Origin of the sequence: Sphingobacterium multivorum (assembly GCF_900457465.1) — a bacterium.
Taxonomy (GTDB): domain Bacteria; phylum Bacteroidota; class Bacteroidia; order Sphingobacteriales; family Sphingobacteriaceae; genus Sphingobacterium; species Sphingobacterium multivorum.
The window spans coordinates 35,140-56,095 of sequence record NZ_UAUU01000002.1; the positions used below are offsets into that span (position 1 = coordinate 35,140).

General features: G+C 42.9%; 17 protein-coding genes and 1 pseudogene. 7 read left to right on the plus strand and 11 right to left on the minus strand.

Annotated elements, in window-relative coordinates; all coding sequences use genetic code 11:
• From DTA23_RS00260 to DTA23_RS00305, 10 genes are all read right to left on the minus strand, one after another.
• Nucleotides 1–537, minus strand: a complete 537-nt coding sequence (locus DTA23_RS00260) for a hypothetical protein (protein ID WP_146752971.1) — start codon at nt 535–537, stop codon at nt 1–3.
• 578 nt (nt 538–1,115) lie between these two features.
• Nucleotides 1,116–2,975 (minus strand): DUF4859 domain-containing protein, encoded by a 1,860-nt coding sequence (locus DTA23_RS00265; protein WP_239468728.1) that lies wholly within the window; start codon nt 2,973–2,975, stop codon nt 1,116–1,118.
• Nucleotides 2,976–2,997: 22 nt separating this feature from the next.
• Nucleotides 2,998–3,966, minus strand: a complete 969-nt coding sequence (locus DTA23_RS00270) for a hypothetical protein (protein ID WP_146752972.1) — start codon at nt 3,964–3,966, stop codon at nt 2,998–3,000.
• An 80-nt stretch (nt 3,967–4,046) separates the two neighbouring features.
• Entirely contained in the window at nt 4,047–5,189 is a 1,143-nt protein-coding gene (locus DTA23_RS00275) for a DUF4859 domain-containing protein (RefSeq protein WP_112373462.1), read from the minus strand.
• A gap of 19 nt (nt 5,190–5,208) precedes the next feature.
• On the minus strand, nt 5,209–6,684 hold the full coding sequence (locus DTA23_RS00280; RefSeq protein ID WP_112373463.1) for a RagB/SusD family nutrient uptake outer membrane protein: 1,476 nt from the start codon (nt 6,682–6,684) through the stop codon (nt 5,209–5,211).
• Nucleotides 6,685–6,729: 45 nt separating this feature from the next.
• Nucleotides 6,730–9,888, minus strand: coding sequence for a SusC/RagA family TonB-linked outer membrane protein (locus DTA23_RS00285; protein ID WP_172462277.1), 3,159 nt, complete (start codon nt 9,886–9,888; stop codon nt 6,730–6,732).
• Nucleotides 9,889–10,281: 393 nt separating this feature from the next.
• A complete protein-coding gene (locus tag DTA23_RS00290; protein ID WP_112373465.1) occupies nt 10,282–11,145 on the minus strand; it encodes an AraC family transcriptional regulator in 864 nt (287 codons plus the stop codon).
• A gap of 140 nt (nt 11,146–11,285) precedes the next feature.
• Nucleotides 11,286–11,813, minus strand: coding sequence for a hypothetical protein (locus DTA23_RS00295; protein WP_112373466.1), 528 nt, complete (start codon nt 11,811–11,813; stop codon nt 11,286–11,288).
• 36 nt (nt 11,814–11,849) lie between these two features.
• The gene (locus DTA23_RS00300; RefSeq protein ID WP_112373467.1) at nt 11,850–12,065 is read right to left on the minus strand and encodes a hypothetical protein; all 216 of its coding nucleotides are present in this window, start codon (nt 12,063–12,065) and stop codon (nt 11,850–11,852) included.
• A gap of 143 nt (nt 12,066–12,208) precedes the next feature.
• Nucleotides 12,209–12,391, minus strand: a complete 183-nt coding sequence (locus tag DTA23_RS00305; protein WP_112373468.1) for a hypothetical protein — start codon at nt 12,389–12,391, stop codon at nt 12,209–12,211.
• A 370-nt stretch (nt 12,392–12,761) separates the two neighbouring features.
• Here DTA23_RS00305 and DTA23_RS00310 point away from each other — a divergent pair, with 370 nt between their 5' ends.
• Both DTA23_RS00310 and DTA23_RS00315 read left to right on the plus strand, forming a co-directional pair.
• The gene (locus DTA23_RS00310; RefSeq protein WP_139145033.1) at nt 12,762–13,478 is read left to right on the plus strand and encodes a hypothetical protein; all 717 of its coding nucleotides are present in this window, start codon (nt 12,762–12,764) and stop codon (nt 13,476–13,478) included.
• Between the two features lie 60 nt (nt 13,479–13,538).
• Nucleotides 13,539–14,162, plus strand: a complete 624-nt coding sequence (locus DTA23_RS00315; RefSeq protein WP_112373470.1) for an outer membrane beta-barrel protein — start codon at nt 13,539–13,541, stop codon at nt 14,160–14,162.
• 106 nt (nt 14,163–14,268) lie between these two features.
• Here DTA23_RS00315 and DTA23_RS00320 read toward each other — a convergent pair whose 3' ends face one another.
• Nucleotides 14,269–15,222, minus strand: coding sequence for a LytTR family DNA-binding domain-containing protein (locus DTA23_RS00320; RefSeq protein WP_112373471.1), 954 nt, complete (start codon nt 15,220–15,222; stop codon nt 14,269–14,271).
• Between the two features lie 362 nt (nt 15,223–15,584).
• Here DTA23_RS00320 and DTA23_RS00325 point away from each other — a divergent pair, with 362 nt between their 5' ends.
• From DTA23_RS00325 to DTA23_RS00350, 5 genes and pseudogenes are all read left to right on the plus strand, one after another.
• On the plus strand, nt 15,585–16,721 hold the full coding sequence (locus DTA23_RS00325) for a hypothetical protein (protein WP_146752973.1): 1,137 nt from the start codon (nt 15,585–15,587) through the stop codon (nt 16,719–16,721).
• Between the two features lie 2 nt (nt 16,722–16,723).
• Nucleotides 16,724–17,878 (plus strand): hypothetical protein, encoded by a 1,155-nt coding sequence (locus DTA23_RS00330; protein WP_112373473.1) that lies wholly within the window; start codon nt 16,724–16,726, stop codon nt 17,876–17,878.
• Nucleotides 17,879–18,196: 318 nt separating this feature from the next.
• Nucleotides 18,197–18,598 (plus strand): MauE/DoxX family redox-associated membrane protein, encoded by a 402-nt coding sequence (locus DTA23_RS00335; protein WP_112373474.1) that lies wholly within the window; start codon nt 18,197–18,199, stop codon nt 18,596–18,598.
• Between the two features lie 319 nt (nt 18,599–18,917).
• Entirely contained in the window at nt 18,918–19,232 is a 315-nt protein-coding gene (locus DTA23_RS00345) for a hypothetical protein (protein WP_112373476.1), read from the plus strand.
• Nucleotides 19,233–19,384: 152 nt separating this feature from the next.
• Nucleotides 19,385–20,923, plus strand: a pseudogene (locus tag DTA23_RS00350) (IS1182 family transposase).
• Nucleotides 20,924–20,956 lie beyond the last annotated feature (33 nt).

Below are 20,956 nucleotides of genomic sequence, written 5' to 3' on the forward strand. Positions count from 1 at the left end.
TTATTTCAAAAACAATTCATTTGGCTCAACAAGGCTATAAATCCCGATATAATCATCAAACTGCAAAAATTTATTATTGATAAAGCAATAGTAACTTATAGACATCAGCTGTGATTTAGCATATCCATCTTTAAGTCTCCAACTACTATTTTCCTTGATGAAGTATTCAAGTAGAAAATCTTCTAAACTATGACTTTTATAGTAATTAGCTACTTTTGAATCCAATAAAAAGCAATCAGCGCCACTTAAAATACGCGTATCATCTACCTCTATCTCTTGGTTCAAAGCTAAATCCAAAAATTTTTCATAAGACCATCTTTTCGGATTTTCACGATGAATTTCCCACAGAGCGGGTTCGTTTAGCACAGTGACCTTGTCGTTTTTGCATCGAACAAAAAAGTCAAAATCAAATCTTGAGGGCGTTGTTCTGTCATCATAAGCCATTTCATAAATTATCCTTGAATCAATGCGCTTTGTATTCTTATTTCTAGAACAAGAGCTTAAAACGATGAACGCTATCAATATAAATTTTAACATATTTATTCAGATCATTCCGGATCAATCCCAACTATTTTCCTATCGCTAAGTTTGCTATTATCTGATTAATTTCTTGTTGTTCTTCAACAATCTCCGGATCAATCTGGGTACCAGTGTCAATAGTATAGCTGCAATAGACTATTTTATTATCAGCTGCAAAAATCCAATTAAAAATAGTTAACGCTTCGCCGCTATTTTCCGATGACGAGATATAATAAAGATAATATAAATCAAATGACTTGGATAATTAAATTTTGTCCACCCTCGGTTGGAAACAAAATGATTATACTTCATAGCGGTTAATTTACAAAATTCTCGCCGCTTCCGATCATCAGATTCAAAGAACCTTTTTCTACTGAGATGTTGCATTAAGGTCGTTAGACCTCATTCCTTATCTCCTCCGCAAACTTATTACCCTTTTCGGAATAAACAGCATGGAAAATGCAATGATGACCGTATTTGGACTTAGGAAAATGAAAAAGTCAACAGTTAAAAAAGCCACATCTCCCGACGTGGCCTTCACTTAAATAAACATAAACATATGAACCATCACCTAATCTAGCGGTTCCAACTAACTCTTATTTCACATTCACATTAAATGTAAACGTCGCCTGCACGGTTTTCGCTCCTTCGTACGTATACACCAGTGCCTGCTTAATGGTATATTTCTTTTCAGCTGCCAGAGCTCCCGGATATTGTCCGATCGAGAACGTTATCGTACTTGCGTTAAATTCCGAAAACAAGCCCGCACTAGCGCCCCAGTTGGTGACGGCCCCGGCAGGCGTAAACCAATGCCCGTAACCCGTGGCCGTATTGTTGGGATTTAAACTTCCATTCGGCTCCACAGCATAGAACTTAATTTTTCCACTGCTCATCAAACCCGCCAGGTCTGCCGAAGGTATGGCCAAGGCCTCCCCTAGCTGCGCTGCATTGACGCTTACTTGCGTACCCGAATACCCTGTAGCATCTGCCGGGAAGCTCAAGTCATAATTCAATGCGATATCTTTCGGCTGACTGCTCACCTCATTGTATCCCGTAGCCGTTGTACCCTGAATTTTGATTTCGTAAGGCCATTGCTCATCGTTGCTGTCGTCATCATCCCAGGCATGTGGCTGGTAAACAGATGGGGCGCCTGTGACAACAAACCAGAGGTTGCTGCAATTGGCCGGAACAGTAAACGCGACCGCATTCTCCGTGCCCTCCGTCCTGTCACCGTATACCCGCGTGCCATCTTTCAATAATGCCACATAGCCATAGCGCCATCCGGCACGGCTGGCATCCACCGGATTGAATCCGGCAGCATTTGGTAGGCCTTTAAAAGCTACCGAGACCTTGGTTCCCGCAGCCGGAACTTCCAGCGGAATCACATTGTAACCCGTAGTGCCCGGACAACGATCATAGGCAACGCGAAGACTACCGTTGGATTGACGCGTAAATTTGGTCGTCAGCTTACCGATATAATTCTTCCCATACTCCCGGATGCTGTTCAGGTCCCAGGTCACAAAGCGGGTCGCCGCATCATAGATCTCATTGTTGAACTGCTTCACATCGATACCCGTTATACGCATATAAGCCTGCACCGGATCTTCGGGTTTTAAAGCTTCGCGCCAGATGCGGCCAATCATATCGATCCCATGTTTGCTGGTCCAATACCAATGGATGAAATAGCTGGCATAACGATATTTCTCGTGATGAATATGGCGATGATAATTTTCGGTATAGACGGGAAAATCGGCTCCCGAAAATGCCTGTGCGGGATAGGTTTGGTAGGCCTGCCATTGCGCGGTCTGCTCCCAGAACCCGTTGCCGCTGGTTCCGCCGTAGCCGTAACGAAATCCATGTCCGCCTTTCAGATCGGCAAATACCTGATATTGAAAACTGTGCCCGATCTCGTGCGCAATTACAGAACCCACCGGTTTACAGGTCGCCGGATTAATCCACAGTGCCCCGATTGTATCGTCGTAACCGCCACCATACGCCATCCATTCTGTCGTATAATGCACAAAAATCATCATTTTGTATTTATCCAGATTGGAACGGTTCACTTTGCGTTCTGCAAACTTCAGCGTGCCGACGTTCAATGCGTAGAACTGTTCGGCCTTGGCCAAAAGATCATCAATATCGACCCGATATTCTTCAGGGACGGTGTTCGCATTGGGATCGTTCTTCCCATAGCTTGCACCCCAGAACACAATAAAATGCTCCGACTGACGGCTGCGCGAATAGGACCATTTGCTCCCTTTATCGTTATAATCCATGCCTTCAAATTCTTTGGGCTTATAAATCTTCAAAGAATCTGTTCCCACAGTAACGGGCGGCGTGGTGACCTCTTCCTCGACAGGAAGCGCTACTTCTTTTTTGCTGCATCCCTGCGAAAGGAAAACAAGTGCTGAAACCAGCGTCAGCAGGACTTTATGCAATACGATACTTTTCATCATTTGAGCGTTTAATAGGTAGAGATCAACTATGTGTAATGGTCAAAAAACGGAAGCGAACGGTATAGGTACCACTTCGGTAGAATTTGATGGTCGATACGGGGTTAAGATTACGTCCCAGCGTAGTCGCCGTACCAACAATACGGTAATAAGAAATGGGATCACCCGACCAAAATTCTGTGCCTACATAAGTACCGTTCATGATGGGATACACCAGACCCGAAACATCTGGATAGCGATACACCAAGCCCGTATCGGTAACTTCCTCCGGATAGTAAGGCGACCAATTTTTGAATGTCGGCCGGTCTCCACGTTTGATGACCTCGCCTTTTTTAGGATTGAAGGGCTTGCCGTTTTTATCTTCCCATTGATATACAATTTTGTTTTCTCCTTCCGCCTTATGCTCTACGACGATCTCATAGTCTGTATACGGTAGAAAATTGGATTCGGCCCCGTAGTCCGAACTCGTGCACGACTTAAATAAAATATCTTCCTTCTTAGCACCGATGACATTAAAGTCCAGTATATTCTTAAATTTTTTCTGTCCGGCGACATTGCTCACCTCCACATCGATCGTGTATTGTCCCGGGGTCACGAATTGCGTCGCCTGTGTAAAACCCACGCGACCACCGGTCGCATTGAGCATCATCGGTGGATATTTAGCTTTGCCGATCTTGGCATTCAACAGATCCAGGGTGGTATCCCGCCAGGTGATCTCCGCCAGGTAGGTGGATATCTCATGCTCTTTTGAAAATTCTGTTGAGAGCTCGCCAGTTTCCTTGTTTCTTACCGCAAGCAGATTCACGGTCAGCGGGGTTGTGCTTCCATTGGCAACAATGGCATCCGTGTACACCACTGCCCCCTGATTGACTTGCAGATTCTCCACATTATAGCGTATATTTTCACTTAAATAACCTATTTGATCACTCTTGCAGGAATCCAATAGCCCGAGGGACAAACCTGCTAAGCCGATTATAAAACTTCGTTTTTTCATCTGTTTTATTTTTTCATGTGTGACGAAACCATCCGGTTGATTCAGCACTGCCGCGGAATCCATCCGGCTAGTTTCATAATTTATTTGATCTTAATGTTGAATACAAAAACAGCATTCAAATCACCCTTTGTTTTCGACTTGTACACGAGGGATTGTCGTACCGTATAGGTACTACCCACCGTTGTTTGCCCTGGATATTGCAGAATATTGAAGGTCATCGTTGAAGTTGCCAGCTCAGATACAATGCGTGCATCGGCACCCCAGGAGCAGGTTTGCCCTTTGGCATCGAACCAGTGTCCTGGTGCATTTGCCGTACTGTTTGCATTTAAGTTACCATCAGGCTGCACGGCATAATAGGTGATGTCCTTGCCTACCAACGCGGATATTGCTCCGCTCTCTAGGCCATAAAAGCGTGCTAAACGCGGAAGCAAAACGTCTACTGTGGTGCCAGTATAACCGGCGGCATCGTATTTAATACTCAGGTCGTAGGTAAAAGTCAGCGTAGCACCAGTTTCCACAATTTTAGGCCCCGTCAGGATGCGCGGCACAAAATCTCCGATAAACGTATGTGTATTGGCCAATACATTCAGCGTTGTTCCTGAAGCCGTTTTTATCCCGGTTGTCTGACAATACACCCGCATATCGGCCTGATCATCTTCTTTGACCGTCACAATACCGTCGGGACTGATCTGATCGGCCTCGCCACGCACTTTCACGTAATACAGATAATAAACGGGCTGTGAAGACCAGGCTGCTTTGGGCTGCTTTTGCTTATGATAGAAAAATCCACCCACATTGGCCGCATTGCTGATCGTCGTATACGCTGTGCTGGCCGTTTCCAAATTGTAAGGGGCATCGTTGTAGATGTATGCCCTCACTGAATCTACAGGGATCTCGTTGAGAAACTGGTCAAAAGAATACTGTGCATTTTCATCCACATACTTTACCGAGTCCGCCTTCTGCTTATAATAACGGTTGACCGAATAGTCCGAAGGCGCCCAAAAGGTTTTCGCCTTGTTGATTTCGTCTTTGAGTTTAAAATGGTCAATCACCAGCAGCAGGGTATCAAACATCCCATTGGGATGAGCCGCCAGGTAGTCGTAAGTAGACAGATTGACTTCGGCTGTATGGAGGCCGTCATCCGTCAGATAAGCTGCTTTCTTGCAACCGATCACGGTCAGTCCAAAAGCCAGCAGCAACGCAAATCGATATAAGGTTTTCATTTTTTTTAGGTTTAGTGGTTTACATATTGACAGTTCCCCAGTATGGTGTCTGATTCAGCATAGGATTGGCAGACAACAACGATGGATCAAATGGCCAAAAGTATTTCTTCGCATTAAATTGCGACTGGTTCATTTTGCCTTCCGGAAATTTGTAGACGTTAAAGTGTTTATACAACCGCACGAGATCGTAATAGCGATGGCCTTCCAGAAAAAGCTCGCGCGCTCTTTCACTAAAGATGGCCTCAATAAGCGGTTCCTCGTTTGTGTAGGCAGACAGTCCAGCTTGCGTGCGGATTTCATTTAAGATGGTTTCTGCGGAGCTATTTTTACCCGTTGCGGCCAATCCCTCTGCCATCAGCAGCTTAATATCGGAATAGCGAAAGATGATGATGTTATTTTTAAAAATCGCATTGGCATTTGACGCATTACTCGAAAACTTAACATTTGCATATTTCGTACACAGCGCATAGTTACCGTTATATACCATATCAAACACACTTTTAAATCGTTTATCGTTACTGTCTTTAAAGAGCGTTTTAATATAATCCTGACTGATTCTTAAAATCGGATCTGTTAAAGACCGAAAATAAGGTCCGGCTAGTGAGAAGTATCCTATTCCCGAGTTTGTACCTTCGTTTTCCCCATTTTGGGAGATCTCAAAAATACCTTCATTGGATTTTCCCTGATAAATACTACGGTAGTTCAAACTATCCCTTCCCACAAAAGAATACTCGCCGCTTTCCAATACCGATTTAGCGGCCTCGATGCAGTCCGCATATTCACCGCGCCATGCACTCAGATGCGCCTGCAGGGCAAGCGCTGCCCCGGTATTTGCACGCAGGGCAAAATCATCTTGGTCGATATTGCTCCATTTCAGTAAAGTCAAAGCTTTAGTTAAATCGGCCTGGCTCTGATCCAGCACATCACTTTCTTTACTTGCTGGGAGATTTACAGCATCGATGGGCACCACAGACTCTGTGATAATCGGCACTGTTCCCCATACCCTCGCCATATAGAAATAGGCAAATGCACGCACAAAGTAAGCTTCGCCGATATAGTAATCCCTGGTCGATACATTGTCAAAGGCATTTTCATCCATCTTAGGGAGCTTTTGGATCACGCGGTTGGCCTGATCAATCGCCTGATAAAAGACATCATAGCGCCGCAGCTGATACGCGGGCCGCCAAGTTTCCGAAGCTGCTACAGCTGTGTTGAGCTGCATATTGACAATTGGATTAAAGTCTGTATTGGTCGAAGAAGTAATCTCGTCCGTTAGCAAATCGCCATAAGCATAGTAAGCCATACCGCTGGCTTGATTGAGGGCCTTGCGCAGCAGTGCATACATGGCGTTGGTTGCGCTATTGGCATCTTCCTGCGTTTTCCAGAAGTTCTCGTCGGTTGCCGAACTGACAGGCTCAATGTCCAGAAACTTGGAGCAGCCTGAAGCGAGATACATGAAAGCACTCAGCATTAAAAACAATATTTTTCTTTTCATCTCTAAATAATTTTAAGCCACCGTTATGCGATGGGACTGACATGATTAAAAGGTAACATCCAAGCCTATTGTCCATTTCTTCGGGATCGGATATCCATTACCCGTTGAATAACCATTGGCTTCCACTGCTTCAGGGTCCGGCACGGAAGACCAGGACTTGACAGCCACATTATCCACCACCCCATAAATGCGGAGCATTTTCAACTTAAGTTTCTTAATCATGGCCTGCGGGAATGTGTAGCTCAGCTGAATATTTTTCAGGCGTACAAAACTGGCATTTTCGACAAACGTACTGTTGGCGATGTGCCAGTTGTCTACCGTATTGCGAAACAAAGTCGGGTATTTGGTCTGATCGCCGTCTTTCATCCAAAAGTCGCTGGGCTTAAAATCCCCTGCAATAGCCGAATTGGTACCCCAGGTATTATACAAGGTAGATGAACCGGCATCCTGTAATTTATCCGACAGGTAACCGTTCCACAAGGAGCGTCCAAATACAAAACTCACGAGTGTGGATAAGCTAAAATTCTTGTAGGAGAACTGATTGATAAAACCGCCTACGAGGTCAGGATTTGGATTACCCATATCAATTTTATCGTTGTAATCGATCACATAATCCCCATTGACATCCCTTCGGCGCGGATCGCCAGCCTGATATAAATTCCCCCTAAAATGCGTGAGTCTTTTTCCTGTCAAAGGATCAACAGGTACGTCTGCATCGGTTGCATATACCCCATCCACATCCCATACTTTGAATGGAAAAATAGGTTGGCCTACATTCAGTGCACGCTGCATCCATACATCCCCCACCTGTATTTCCTTTCCACCGTCAGGCAGGCTGGTCACATAATTTTTATTGTAAGCGATATTGAAATTGGTCGTCCACTGGAATGCCGACGAAGGAGCCATATTTCGGGAGATAATCGTCATTTCCACACCACTGTTTCTCACGCTGATAAAATTATTGGAGACGGTGCTATATCCTGAAGTAGCGGGCATCGTCAGATCGTAAACCAATTCTTTGGAGTCGCGCACATAAAAATCGGCAGTTACCGTAACTCGGTCGTGCAGCAGGTTCATATCGAATCCGGCATTAAACTGCGGTGAACGCTCCCATCGGATCGTCGGTGATGTTGCCGCCGCCGCATAATTAGGAGATACTGTCGGCTTACCGTTATACGAGAGTACCGAACCAGCAATGCCATTTTCCAGCACCGCCCCTGGATAAGATGCGTCAAAAGTCAGTCCTGTGTAGCGCGCATAGTACGAGCCCGGATCACGACCCGTAATACCATAGCTACCCCTTATTTTGAAAAAGGATATCGCGTTTTTGACTCCCTGGAAAAACGGTTCTTCCGAAAGCACCCAGCCTGCAGATATGGATGGGAAAATACCCCAGCGGTTATCCTTGCTGTAGCGCGACGATGCGTCCATCCTGTAGCTTGCAGAAAGCAGGTATTTGTCCTTATAATCGTAGCCAAAACGACCGAATACCGATACGCGCGAGCGCTCATTGATGGAAGTCGTTGCATAGAGATCAGGCCCGGAAGGGATACCGGTTACGGTTTTCACATAATTTCCATTGTCGTTGTAGCCATACATATAATTTTCATTGGACGTATTGCGTTCAATACCAGTACCCAAAACGGCACTAAAATTATGGATATTGCGAATGCTCTTGATGTAGTTAAAATAGGTTTCCCATTCCCAGCGCTTATTTTGGTTCACCCAATTCTGTGCAAAGTTTCTATAGCCCGTAAGCAGTTTGGGGCGAAAAAGATCGCGTGTATTATTATTGACATTAAACGAAAACTGCGAGCGCAGGGTCAGGCCATTGATCAGAAACTTTTTCAGTGTCCCTGCGAAGTTTCCATTCAGGCTGAAGGAGTTATCGCGATCCATCAAACCATCGTAGCGCCCTGTATAAATCTGCTGGTCTACATCCGTAAGCTGATAGAAAGAAGAAGGAAATCCCCAGGTGCTAAAGGGATATTTCGTATCGTCACCCGAACCATGTTTCGCTTTAGTAAAACCTGCGAACAAATTTGTTTCAAATTGGAAATTGTCCGTCGGGTTAGCCTGTAACATCAGGCGCGGGGTTAGGTTTTCATTTTCAAAGCCCATCATTACGCCCTGCTCATAGTAACGCTGTGCCGAGAAACGGTATAAAAATTTCTCCATGGTGGCACCGATACTCACATTGACATTGTTGATGTTGGCCGACTGCAGAAAAAGCCCCTGCCAATCGGTATTGTTGTTAAAGGCTGGATTTAAACTATCTGTTAACATGGGGCTAATGGATCCGTTATTGAACCAGTCGTACGATCCACCCTGATAGAGCAAGTTCATTTTCAGCCTGCGCTCGGCTGCACCAACGGTGATGGGCTTCATTGCCGGACGGCTAGAAACTCCGTTGTAAGCCGAGATCCGTATTTCGGGTTTACCCTGCGCCGGACGTTTGGTTTTGATGATAATGACCCCATTTGCAGCACGGGCACCATAAATGGCCGATGCCGAAGCGTCTTTCAGGATGTCAACCGATTCGATGTCGTTGGGATTAATGGCCTGCAAAGGACTTGCATTACCATAAGCCGACCGGATATCACTCACGTCGTAAATAATATTGTCGATCACATATAAGGGCGCCTGCAGTTGGTTGTCTGCTAAGCCCAGGTTGCTCGTCCCGCGGATGTTGACAATGTTATTGGTACCGGGTTCGCCCGAAGTACTCAATACCGTCAGACCAGCCACGCGTCCCTGCAGCATGGCATCGAAGGTTGCATAGGGCGTATTTTCAAAATCTTTCCCTTTTACGGTAGCAATAGCTCCTGTCGTCTTCCGCCGCTGCACATCCTGATAGCCCATCACGACCACCTCATCCAGCCCCGTTCCATCTTCCTTCATGGTGATCTGAAGTGTATTTTCGCCGGCACGCAGCTGTTTCTCCTGCCGTACATAACCGACGTAACTAAAAATCAAGGTCGGATTTGCCGATTTAAGCGGTAGGCTGAATTTTCCATCCGCATCTGTTTTGGTGGCATTGCGGATGCCTTTCTCTAAAATACTCAGATCAGACAAAGGTATGCCTTTTTCGTCTTTAACGATCCCCGTGACCGTTCTCTGTTGTTGCGCATATAGCTGTTGACAGACCAACAGCAGCAACATAAAAATACCCGTTAAGCATTTTTTTGGAAGATTTTCATACATAGTCATAATTTCGTTAAGCAGGTGTTCAGTTTAGCATACTGTCAATGACACATCTATCCCTGGGATAAATGAATTCCTTTTGCAAAAAAGGCTGTAACAGCATGTTAAAAAATTGATTAGTTCTTCTTTCTGTAACAAAATTAGTACTTCGGAGTAGCGGTTTTCGGTCAGATCTTACCCACTCATTCTAGCATTTTAACAAAAGAAAAAGAGGCCTATTGGCGAGCTGTAGGATTGCAGCATAGTGCATAAAACAGCAATTCCGTCCAATCCTATCGGGAATATTTTCCCCGTTATGGTTAGACGGAATTGAATCAGAGCCGAAATCGCGCAGGAAATTGAGCGACCTTCTGCCAGATGGGATCAAATAGCCTAAAGTGATTAAAAAGTTTGTTAATCGTATAGATAATTTCGGTAGTTGCGCACATATATTTTGGGCGATATCCCCAATATACTTCGAAACACACGGTTGAAATTGGTGATGCTATTAAAGCCGGCATCATAGGCGATTAAAGAGATCGAGTCGTGCCTACCCAAACCCAATAATTTACAGGCTTCACGGATACGCAGTTCATTTAAATAGGCGACAAAAGTTTTTCCGGTGCAATTCTTAAAATAGCGGCAAAAGGCATGCGGCGTAAGGTTTGCCTTTTCGGCTATTTCATCCAAACTGATATCCTCTTTAAAGTGCTCTTCCAAAAATTTACATAATTTTTCGATTCTGAAAGGTTTGGAGATTTCCCTTTTGGCCAGTTGAACACCAGAAAGCGGCTCCAATTCGGCGAATACTTTGCTGAGTGATTTTAACAGATAAAAGAAATTGACGAGCTGATCCAGAAAGTCGGACTTTTGCAGGATTTCAATATAATAGCATACCTGTCCCTGATGTTTCGGCGGAACCTTAAATCCCCGCTGGCATTTATGCACAAAATCAAGCAGATTACGAAGTTCGGGCATGGTGGCCATGGTAGACAGTGCTCCTTTCGGGCTAAAAAATAGTGAGACAGACCGCACAGATACTCCTGCGATGAAACTTTTAAACACATGGGCCTGGTTTGTTCCCAATAGAAAAATGTCGCCGGGCTGAAACTCATGTACATTATCGTCCACGAGTAGCTGGCCGATACCTTCTTTAATCCAGATTAATTGATATTCCTCATGACGATGCATATACGGATAGAATTTATCCAGTACATCTTCTTGAATATAGATAGATTTATCCTGAGGGGCAGGAACTTTAAATTGAACTGGCTTCATAACAATTTAGATTTAAATAAATGTCAATATGACATTAAATATACAATAGCCAGTTTAGTATTACAAAGCTTAACTAAAAGAGGTTAAAATAAGGTGATAGTTGGTTATAATTTGCACATGAATGCAGCCACTACTAGCTGTTAGCCAGCCCCCAGCTCTTCAGCCAGCGATTGTAAGCCTTGATTAGCTTCTTCAAATCGTTTGAGTTCGACCGCATAAGATTCCGTAACCGTTTCGAGCAAGGCACTTCCCGCGGTAAAGTCAACATAAGCCATCACCGTATCACCACCCCACATCCAGTCAAAAATCAGGGCATAACCCTCCAAAACAAAGCCTTCCAATTGTTTTAAAAGAGCCAGCATCGGCAATATTTCAAGATAGTTTTCACTGAAGTTCAGTACGGCGAATGTCCAGTGTTGCTTTTCCTCATCGTAATACTCCTTCGCACCATAAAATTGATCCTTGAGCAGATTATCGAAGACTTCACGAATGCGCGCCTGTGAATAACTTGGAATAATTTCCAACGTTGTTTTGCTGTACATCTGCCGACTCTCCCACCACTGCGACCAATTATCATCTTTGTTCGGGGAAATCGGTTTAGAAGAAAAATACTCGTTTAATCTCGATTTTTCTATTTTAATACTTATGTAAAGGCTATCCAGTTCCATACGATTGTTCTAAGCTATTCTTAACTTTTTTAAACGTTACCAGCTCGACAGTTTGATCTTACCATCGCTATCAAAATCGGTATTATCGGTCACTCTTTTGAGGTTCAGCTGCTTCAATGATAGGCCTTCTTTCAGGGGCAAATCGGCAGCTTTCATCCGAAATAAGGGATAAGATAGCGGCTTCTCATTCCATTCGAGCACAAAATGATAGCCATCTACGATCTTTTGCTGGTCGTCGGTTTTGATGATCAAGATATTGTGGAAGGTTTGCTCCGGCTTGGCCGGATCACTATCTGGTGAGATCCCCCTTGCTTTATAGGTGGCGATAAACTTGTAATAATGGTACTTGCCATTTACGGGATTGAATACTAATTCGCGGCTGTTGTTTTCCTTGATTAAAGCTGAAAAAGACTGCTCAAATCATCCAGCAACTTATAATTAAAATCAGTATTGATCTTATTGGCGACCAATATATAGGTCTTTTCATCTTTACCGGCACTATTTCCCTTCGCTTGGTTTTGTGCAGCGACCGAATAACAAGTAAACCAGCCTAACAATAGGACTATTAAATATCTCATCCTACTAATTTATTAAAAATCAAAGAATAATACCTTAGTTGGCCAACAATCATTTTATTTTTCGATTTCTAGGTGACACAAGCAGGAAACTTTTACACTACTCCAATAAATTTTCCACTAGCTTATTATGTATTGGTCAATTGGGAGCCATTATTCTCGCAAATGCCCAATCATCCTGTAACCAAATTGCAGCTTTTAGCGTCTGGAGCGAACTATTAACTTATATTTATTAAGTTTGTAGCATAACGCATATTATTTCCGTTTGCAATAGTATAGTATCAAAATAAATTATGAAAAGACCTATTTTAACGAAATGCGCAGTTTTATTGATTTTCCTGTAAGACTTCTTACTGATCTATTTTACATTATTATGCTAAACATATTTCAAAAAGTGAATAAAGGACAATGGTTGCTCTTTATCCTACCATTCTTTCTATTTGGGTGCGAAAAAGATGAGCGCGATGGCACAACCTGTGCGCAGAATTGTATTGTACTATCGGGAGTTGTTGTGGATACTCCTGCGAACAAATTATTATCTGATGTAGAAATAGGGATTTCTTTCCAATATTACAGTTCGTTCCTTAAACCATCTATAAGTTTGGGGAAAACAAAGACAGATACCAAAGGCAAATATAGTTTTCGATTTGATGCCAGCAAATACCTATCCCGAGAAGGCTTTTTTATAGTTAGTGTCAAAAAGAATGGTTATTATCTTAATGCATACCATCCAGATTCCTATCAAAGCGTAGCTTCTTATGACTTGGACGAGCTCAAGTATGACACGCCAACTGATGAACGAATAATGCTTTTCAAAAGGGGGGAAATGGAGTTGCATCTCAAAAATGTCAAAAAACTCGATTTGAAAATGCTCTCGGTTAGCTATGGTCCAGAGAAATCCAATACTGGTTTTTCTATCGCTCCTGTCCCTCGTGATTTGGATACCATCGTTAGGATAACGATTCCTGCCGATATGGAATCTGTATTAAAATGGCAAGGCTATAATGGACCGAACCCCTTACAACTCGACAAGGCCGCCACTGTTAATTCAGAAAAAGGAAGCTTTACACGTTATCAGTTAGATTTCTAGTGAGAATTAGCGCCAATTAAAAAGAGAAAACAATTATAAAATCTATAATCATACATTCATATGCTTAAAAAATTACATTGCAGAATATTCCTTTTCCTTTTAACTTTATCAGGATCCTCCCTCTATGCGCAGCAAAACAATAGTGGCAGTTATGACATCGAACTTTCTATTACTCCCCTAGCTGAGAGTACTATTGGACCTCGGAAAAGCCTTATGGGAGCCGGTAGCGACGACAGTAAGAATTATATCGCTGGATTGCTCCGCGTAGGCTATCACTATAATGAAACATGGTCGTTTGGTGCAGGTGTGGGCTATTCCCACCAGAACATCACGACAACATCGGCAATAGTCGATCCATCGGTGGAGCGGATGCAATATTCCTCGGAACTTTCTATTTGGGAATTCCCTTTAGATGCCAGGGTAAAATTTTTGAAATATCTCTACGCAAATGCGGGACCGCTGTTACACTTCCAGCAGAACGCAAATAGTTATGTAGACAAGCAGCATGGCATAGGTTTCCATATTGGACTAGGCGCAAAGGTTCCATTATCCCAACAGTTTGCTGTCTTGCTGTCGCCAAATTACAAAATGTACTCCCTCATCCCTTTCCAATCGGGAAGAAATTATGATCGCGTGCAGGCTTTGGGAATTACGGTTGGGGTGAATTATAAGTTTGCAAAATAGCATTTGCCGGATAAAGGAAATACGGCTGACCTATCAGCAAACTACTGACATAGTCCACCTGTAAGTCAGCCACAGCTATATCATGAATGATTTAGCAATATTGCTTTTAGGCCTTCTCAAACCAACGTTTAAAATCAGCAGCATGGTAACGGCTTACCAATATATCATCTTGCTTCTCAAAAGACGGCTTTAGTTCAATCGTTAATATACCATTTTCTAAAGCACGATATTCTTTGATGATACTCCGATTAACGATATAACGTCTGTACATCAGGTAATATTGATTATGGTCGAGGACCTTCATCAATGTCTCGAGGCTATAGTTGTGTGTATATTCCTTACTACTCGTCAAGGTCAGGAGCTTCTTATCATTCGCCGAGCTTTTGATAAAGGCAATGCCGTCAAGTGCGACATAGTTATCTTCATAACCGTATTTCACCCCAAGACAAGGAGCAAGCTTGATCGCATCGGAAAGGTCCTCACTCCGCTCATCCTCCAATTTCATTTGCAGTGTTTCATAACTTACAACTACCTCCCTGAGAGCAGCCAACTCAAGTTCTGCCTCTAAGTATTGATCTTTCACAAATCGGGCAAATCGCATAACGTATATCACCAGAAATAACATGTTCAAGATGCTAATAAACAATAACACAAACCTAAATTCGTGCCGCATGTAAGGTATGATAGCCCCCCAGCCTTTTGCAGTGAAAGGAAAAAATACCAGCATCACAAAAACCACTGTAAGTAGTGCAGGCAACAGCAGTCCGTAGAGAATTTGCCTGATCAGACGAGGCTTAAAATCTGTCAGCCACGATAATCTGCTATCCATATACCGATTAAAAATATGTGCCCCACGAAGCACAGCCATAACGATCAGCGAAGAAAGAAACCAATAGAGATAAAATTTGGGCATTGCATACCTCACATCAAAAACAAGAAATTTGTTGGGCGAACAGAAAAAATTACCCAACAAAACAGCCAACAATAGCTGAACCCTAATCGGGATGTAGTTAACCTGAATCTCGGAATGAAATTTCTCAATAAGTTTTTTAGTTTGCATAAAGTTTAATCGGTTAAGGCAAACTAAAATAAAAATTTTCCGGATAAAAAATTAAAAATAGCGTTGCAGGATTCCGTCAAAATTTACGGAATCCTGCTTTATTTTGCTTGCGTACTTAAATACGCACCACCATTCATGCTATAATCTCATTTTTACATAAGACACAAATAACCGCCTTAAACAACCTCAAAGCGATATTCTAGTTCAATCTCACTTACCATTCGTCTGTTTTTCCAACATTTCACCTTGTCTTCAACGTAAGACCTTCATAATTTTACAATAACGCAATTAATTATTGGATAAACAGCTACATCCAGGCCATTTGACAAAAGCCATACGACTATAGACCAAAAAAAATGATTATGAGAAAACTAAGAATAACCTATGGACATTCTTTTTATAGTTCCTCGATAGAACAGTGTTTCTATTGCGAACGCCACTTGAGTGACCATAACAACTGGACCAACCTCCAGCGGTGCAATGACCTATTTCGTCCATCGACGAAATTGTGCGGCAATAAGATCAGAGTTGTCGTATGCCATACCTGCCAAAGAGCCAAATCACGGCTTGAACCCGAAGAGTTTATCGAAATACTGCAAGCCAGCTTTGACAAGATACAGGAGTTTAAATATATTGCTCTATCGCATATCCAGACCATCATCAGCAATATTCTTTACATTCTGGATCATCTGGAGCCCGATCTCAACGGACGGAATCTTACTGTGCTCAAGAGAACTGACTCCGAAAAGCCTCAATTAAAATACCAGGCTGTATCCAGCCCTCTTTCTATCCAACAGAACGCATCCCAGATTAACACAAGTCTGACCTGCTATTACTGCAATACACCATTAGACATCTCACGGCAAGATCCCAGCCTTCAGATCACCCGCGATCATGTACGCCCTATTTCCAAACATCCTGAATCCAGAAAGATTGTATTTAGCTGTCATAGTTGCAACAACAGCAAGGCGAATGATGAGCCTGAAATTTTTCTGGCAAAACTAAAAATTGCCCATTATCATAAACAGAGCTATAAGAAAATACCCTATCATCTTCTAAGCACTATTATTGTTAATCTACAAGATTTGATCCATAAGTCCCTGAAGCCTTTTGCGCCATACCCGGTACTAGACATCCTCCAACGCTACGACCTTTCGCTCCTGCGACAACAGCTTCACGATAAAAAGCGGCAACTTTGGCTCGAGCGGATTGATGACTACGCCTTGCTAGAATTGCTCTTGCTTTGTCTCGGTGCTCAAAACAAACGTTCAAGGGATGGCTTAGCACATGATGCTGCTTTTTTTAACATCACACTTTGTCAAGAGCGACTTGAACTGGCATTGGAGATCGGATGGATATCCGCATTTTACCGCATCGATACGATCGATTTTCACGCGCTGATGGAGGAGCAGGAGTTTGATCAATTTTATATTCTAAGCGATCGAGGCCGCGCGGCCCTACAGCTGGAGACAGTCTGTAGTCAACAACAAAAAAAGTAAACATGATCCGATCATTAAACCAATTGGAAGACGCAATCCATGCGTATGGCATACTGCAAGATAGTGGGACAGAAAGCTCCATCCCGAACGACAAATCCATTATAGTCGCTTGCGAAGCCCTGATCCGCGATTCGGAACAGCTGTATATCAGCCATGAAAAATCAGGCATGGCCAAGGAATCTTTTCGACGCTACTACACCAAATTCAGGCTCCTTTTCGATAAATTATATAGGTACAAATCTTATCAGCCAGATCATACCGTTGCAAAAATTCATGAAGGTATCTGGCAGAGTATTCACCATTTTAAAGAACATATGAATCCACTGGAAGAGCTCCCCCTATACGATCAGCAGCTGCTCAAGGAGAGCAGTCTCAAAAAACTTGCTAAGCTATCTATGGATTTAAACGCCAAGCAACTGGACGAAGAATATCTTTTAGAAATCAACTATGGACTACACAGTCTTTTTGACGAACATAAGCTGCCGCGGCTACTTTTTTATCATTGTGAATGGCTAGCGACCTTCCTTTCGGCACTGGAAAGCCTCGCGCAGGATCAGCGTGACAAGCACTATGCGAAGCGCTTTATTGAGTTATTGATCCGTTACAATTTTAATTATCTCGGCCTACGCAACCGGTGGCACGAGCAGCTCGAACGGAAACTCGCCCCCCTTTCAAAATCGGACCAAATATCCTCGCTATTGCTGCTGGAAAAGGAGATCACACACTACCGCCCCCTCCCCATGAACAACTATGATATTGATCAGCCCAATCTCAAGACAATGATGAATGAATATATCGGAGCTGAACTAGATTATCTTCAAAAAATCTCGAAACTAGAATCGGAGGAAAAGGATACGCGCCAGGAGATCTCTGCTTCTTCTAACGGAATCCATATGACACTCACAGGAGAAGGAATCACCTGCCTATTCCATTATTCCAGCAAAGTCGGTCTTTTTAAGGACAAGCATAAGAGTGATGCTGCCATAGGAGTAGCACAACATATCGTCACCAATCGTGGTAACCATATTACTGCAAACCAGCTGACAAAATTCAACAAATTTGAACATATATTAAGCCTCTATCTCGTCGAGGACAAACTCAAAGAAATGCTACATTTCATAAAAAAAGACATTGAAGACGTTGAGCTAAGAAAATAATTCAAAAAAACACCTGCTTTATTACCTTAAAAAAAGCCTTTTTAGAAAAACTTGGGGGATTCCAGTTTATCCCCCTCCTACCCTCGGTCTACGAGATAACCTCCTGAAGGCGAAAAGGCCGAATACCTATCATGAGGTCATTTTGAGCCCGCTATGCACTCCATCTGTGCCATGAGCAAAATAACTATCGCTTATCCCCTATTCTATCTCTAACAATCGCTTGAGACGTATTAAAAGCCGATTTCTTTCAAAAATCCTTCTACATGGAATGAAGTGATGTTGTCCTTACTTTGCTTTCAGACTTACACAGTATAAACAATGAAAGCGACAAAGATTATATATCAGATCATCCTCATTACACTGATGGCACTTTGGATCCCGATCAGTCTAGACAAGTTTATGAACTATGAACTATTCAAGTCTGCGATGATACAGCAGCCCTTTAGTGATCAGCTGGGTGAGTTCTTAGCCTATAGCTTGCCAGCACTTGAGCTTGCGGTGGGTCTACTTTTTATCCTACCAAAGACAAGGTTATGGGCATTTAGCTTGTCTTCGCTGTTGATGGCAGCTTTTGTGGCCTATGTAGGCTTAGCTGTCCTAAAAGTATGGGGCAAATTTCCTTGTGGCTGCGGCCTGGTCTTCCATCAGATCGGCTGGATTGCCCATCTCTGGTTAAATATCGGATTTTTACTTATTAGCCTGCTCGGCTTATCGGCTTGAGCTATATTTTTATAAAAATCAAACCCCTAAAAATAAAATTGCAAAAAATAGTGCTAACACAGCTGTTTCAGCAAGACAATCGGCTGCTAAAATAGAGGTTCCAGCGGAACCGAAACCCAGTCCTAGGTTACAAAGAGAATAGTGTACCAGATCAACAGCGGAACTTGGATTCAAGGCTGATCCAAATGAAGGGCGCGTCTGCCAAAAGACACTTATGGTATTCCAGCGCTGTTGTCGATGGCTACGTACAGAAAACCGACGCATCGAAGGGATAAAAGAAATTTAAAAACTGAAGTAAAAAAACTTAAAAATTAAAAACATGAAAAATTTAGTAAATTCCATTAAAAAACACGGCTTATCCATATTTGCTATGACACTTTTATTAGGTTATGGAGGTTATAGTTATGCAAAATCGATGTTCAGTACGCCTTGGTATGAAATTACAAGTATGGCATCTAATCCAAACGACGACCAATTGGGAAGTTCAACCCCCGATCCAACTTCAGGGGGAGAGTGCGACTTTCCTGAGGAAGACATCCGTTGTGCTGTACAATTCAACAATCCGAACAATCATGATCTTACAAACCAAAACCGTTGCTCAAGCTTTAGCATTATCAGGTGTAACCATCAGTGATTACACGTATAGAGACGATCCAAACAACTAATTTATGTCAAATTGAGGCTGTCTCAAAAAAGGGCAGTCTCTTTTTTTTGCATTATCTAAGGTTTATTATTTGTTTTAACGGTTTGATTTTCATATATTTATAGTGTAAACAAAAAGGATATATGCCATCTCAAAGAGCTACTTTTAAGCCTTACTATCAGGACCAGATCATGGCCATTCCTCCAACTTTGGACGAACTGGTGTCCAAAGGTCATCCGGTACGTATCGTTAACGATGTAATCAACCGGATCAACATCCAGTCCCTATTGGACGCTTATAAGATAAAAGGCTGCTCCAGTTATCATCCGCAGATGTTGTTGAAAGTTTTGGTGTTTGCTACGTAAGCAATGTCTACAGCAGTCGCAAATTGGAAACGGCGTGCCGGGAGAACATCAATTTCATGTGGCTGAGCGGCATGAGCTATCCCGATCACAATACCATCAACAGATTTCCGAGGCGTTCGTTTGAAAGAAGCACTTCGTAGTGTATTTGAAGAAGTTGTCAAACTCCTATCCGAAGAAGGTCTGCTGAGTATAGAAGATGTTTACACCGATGGCACCAAGATTGAAGCCAATGCTAACAAATACACCTTTGTCTGGAAAAAAGCTATCCAGACCAATAAGGAGAAGATGAAAGCTGCCTTAAAAGATATTTGGGAATACGCCCAAAGTATCGCCAAAGCAGAGGACAACCTTCCGGAACCTCCCGATCTGACAACAATTGACCGCGAAAAAGTTCAGGCTACGGTCGATAACCTGAACCGGGTCTTGTCCGATAAACCTTCGGTAAGCAAGAAGATGAGGGCAAAGTTGCGCTATGCGACTAAAAAACTACCCGGCCAAGATTGTTCAATATGAAGAGCAGGAAGTAACGCTTGGAGATAGAAATAGTTATAGCAAGACAGATCCCGATGCTACTTTTATGCGCATGAAAGAGGATCATATGAAAAATGGCCAGCTCAAACCAGGTTATAACATTCAGATATCTACTTCCAATCAATACATCGTCAATTACACCATACATCCCAACCCCACAGATACCACAACGCTACCCGGTCATCTGGCACAACATGAGGCGAGCTTTGGGGAAATACTGAAAACCATTACCGCAGATGCTGGCTATGGCAGCCAGGAGAACTATGCGTTACTAGAAGGGAAAAAACATTGGGGCCTATGTGAAATATGGTATGTTTGACAAGGAGCAGAAAAAGAGTTATTCGGGCAAGAAGCCATTCTCCGTTGATAAACTACATTATAACCCTGCAAAAGATTGCTATATCTGTCCAATGGGACAGGAAATGAACTGCATAGGTCTATTTACACAAAAGACCTCCACAGGTTTCGAGCAAAAAATAAAAAGATATCAGGCAAAAAACTGCACAAACTGCCCATTGAACGGTGCTTGCCACAAATCACAGGGCAATAGAATCATCCAGATAAATGAACAGCTTGAGGCTTATAAAGATAGAGCATACGGATTGCTTAACAGCGATGTCGGTATAGCCAAAAGAAAACAGCGATGTCACGATGTCGAACCAGTCTTTGGAAACATAAAAACAGAACCACGGGTTCCGAAGATTTATGCTCCGCGGTAAGGAAAAAGTGTCCATAGAATGGGGGTTATTGGCTATAGCGCAAAATCTAAGGAAAAAAGCAGCTTAAAAAGCTACTTTTTGTTCTTTTTCTTCCCAAATG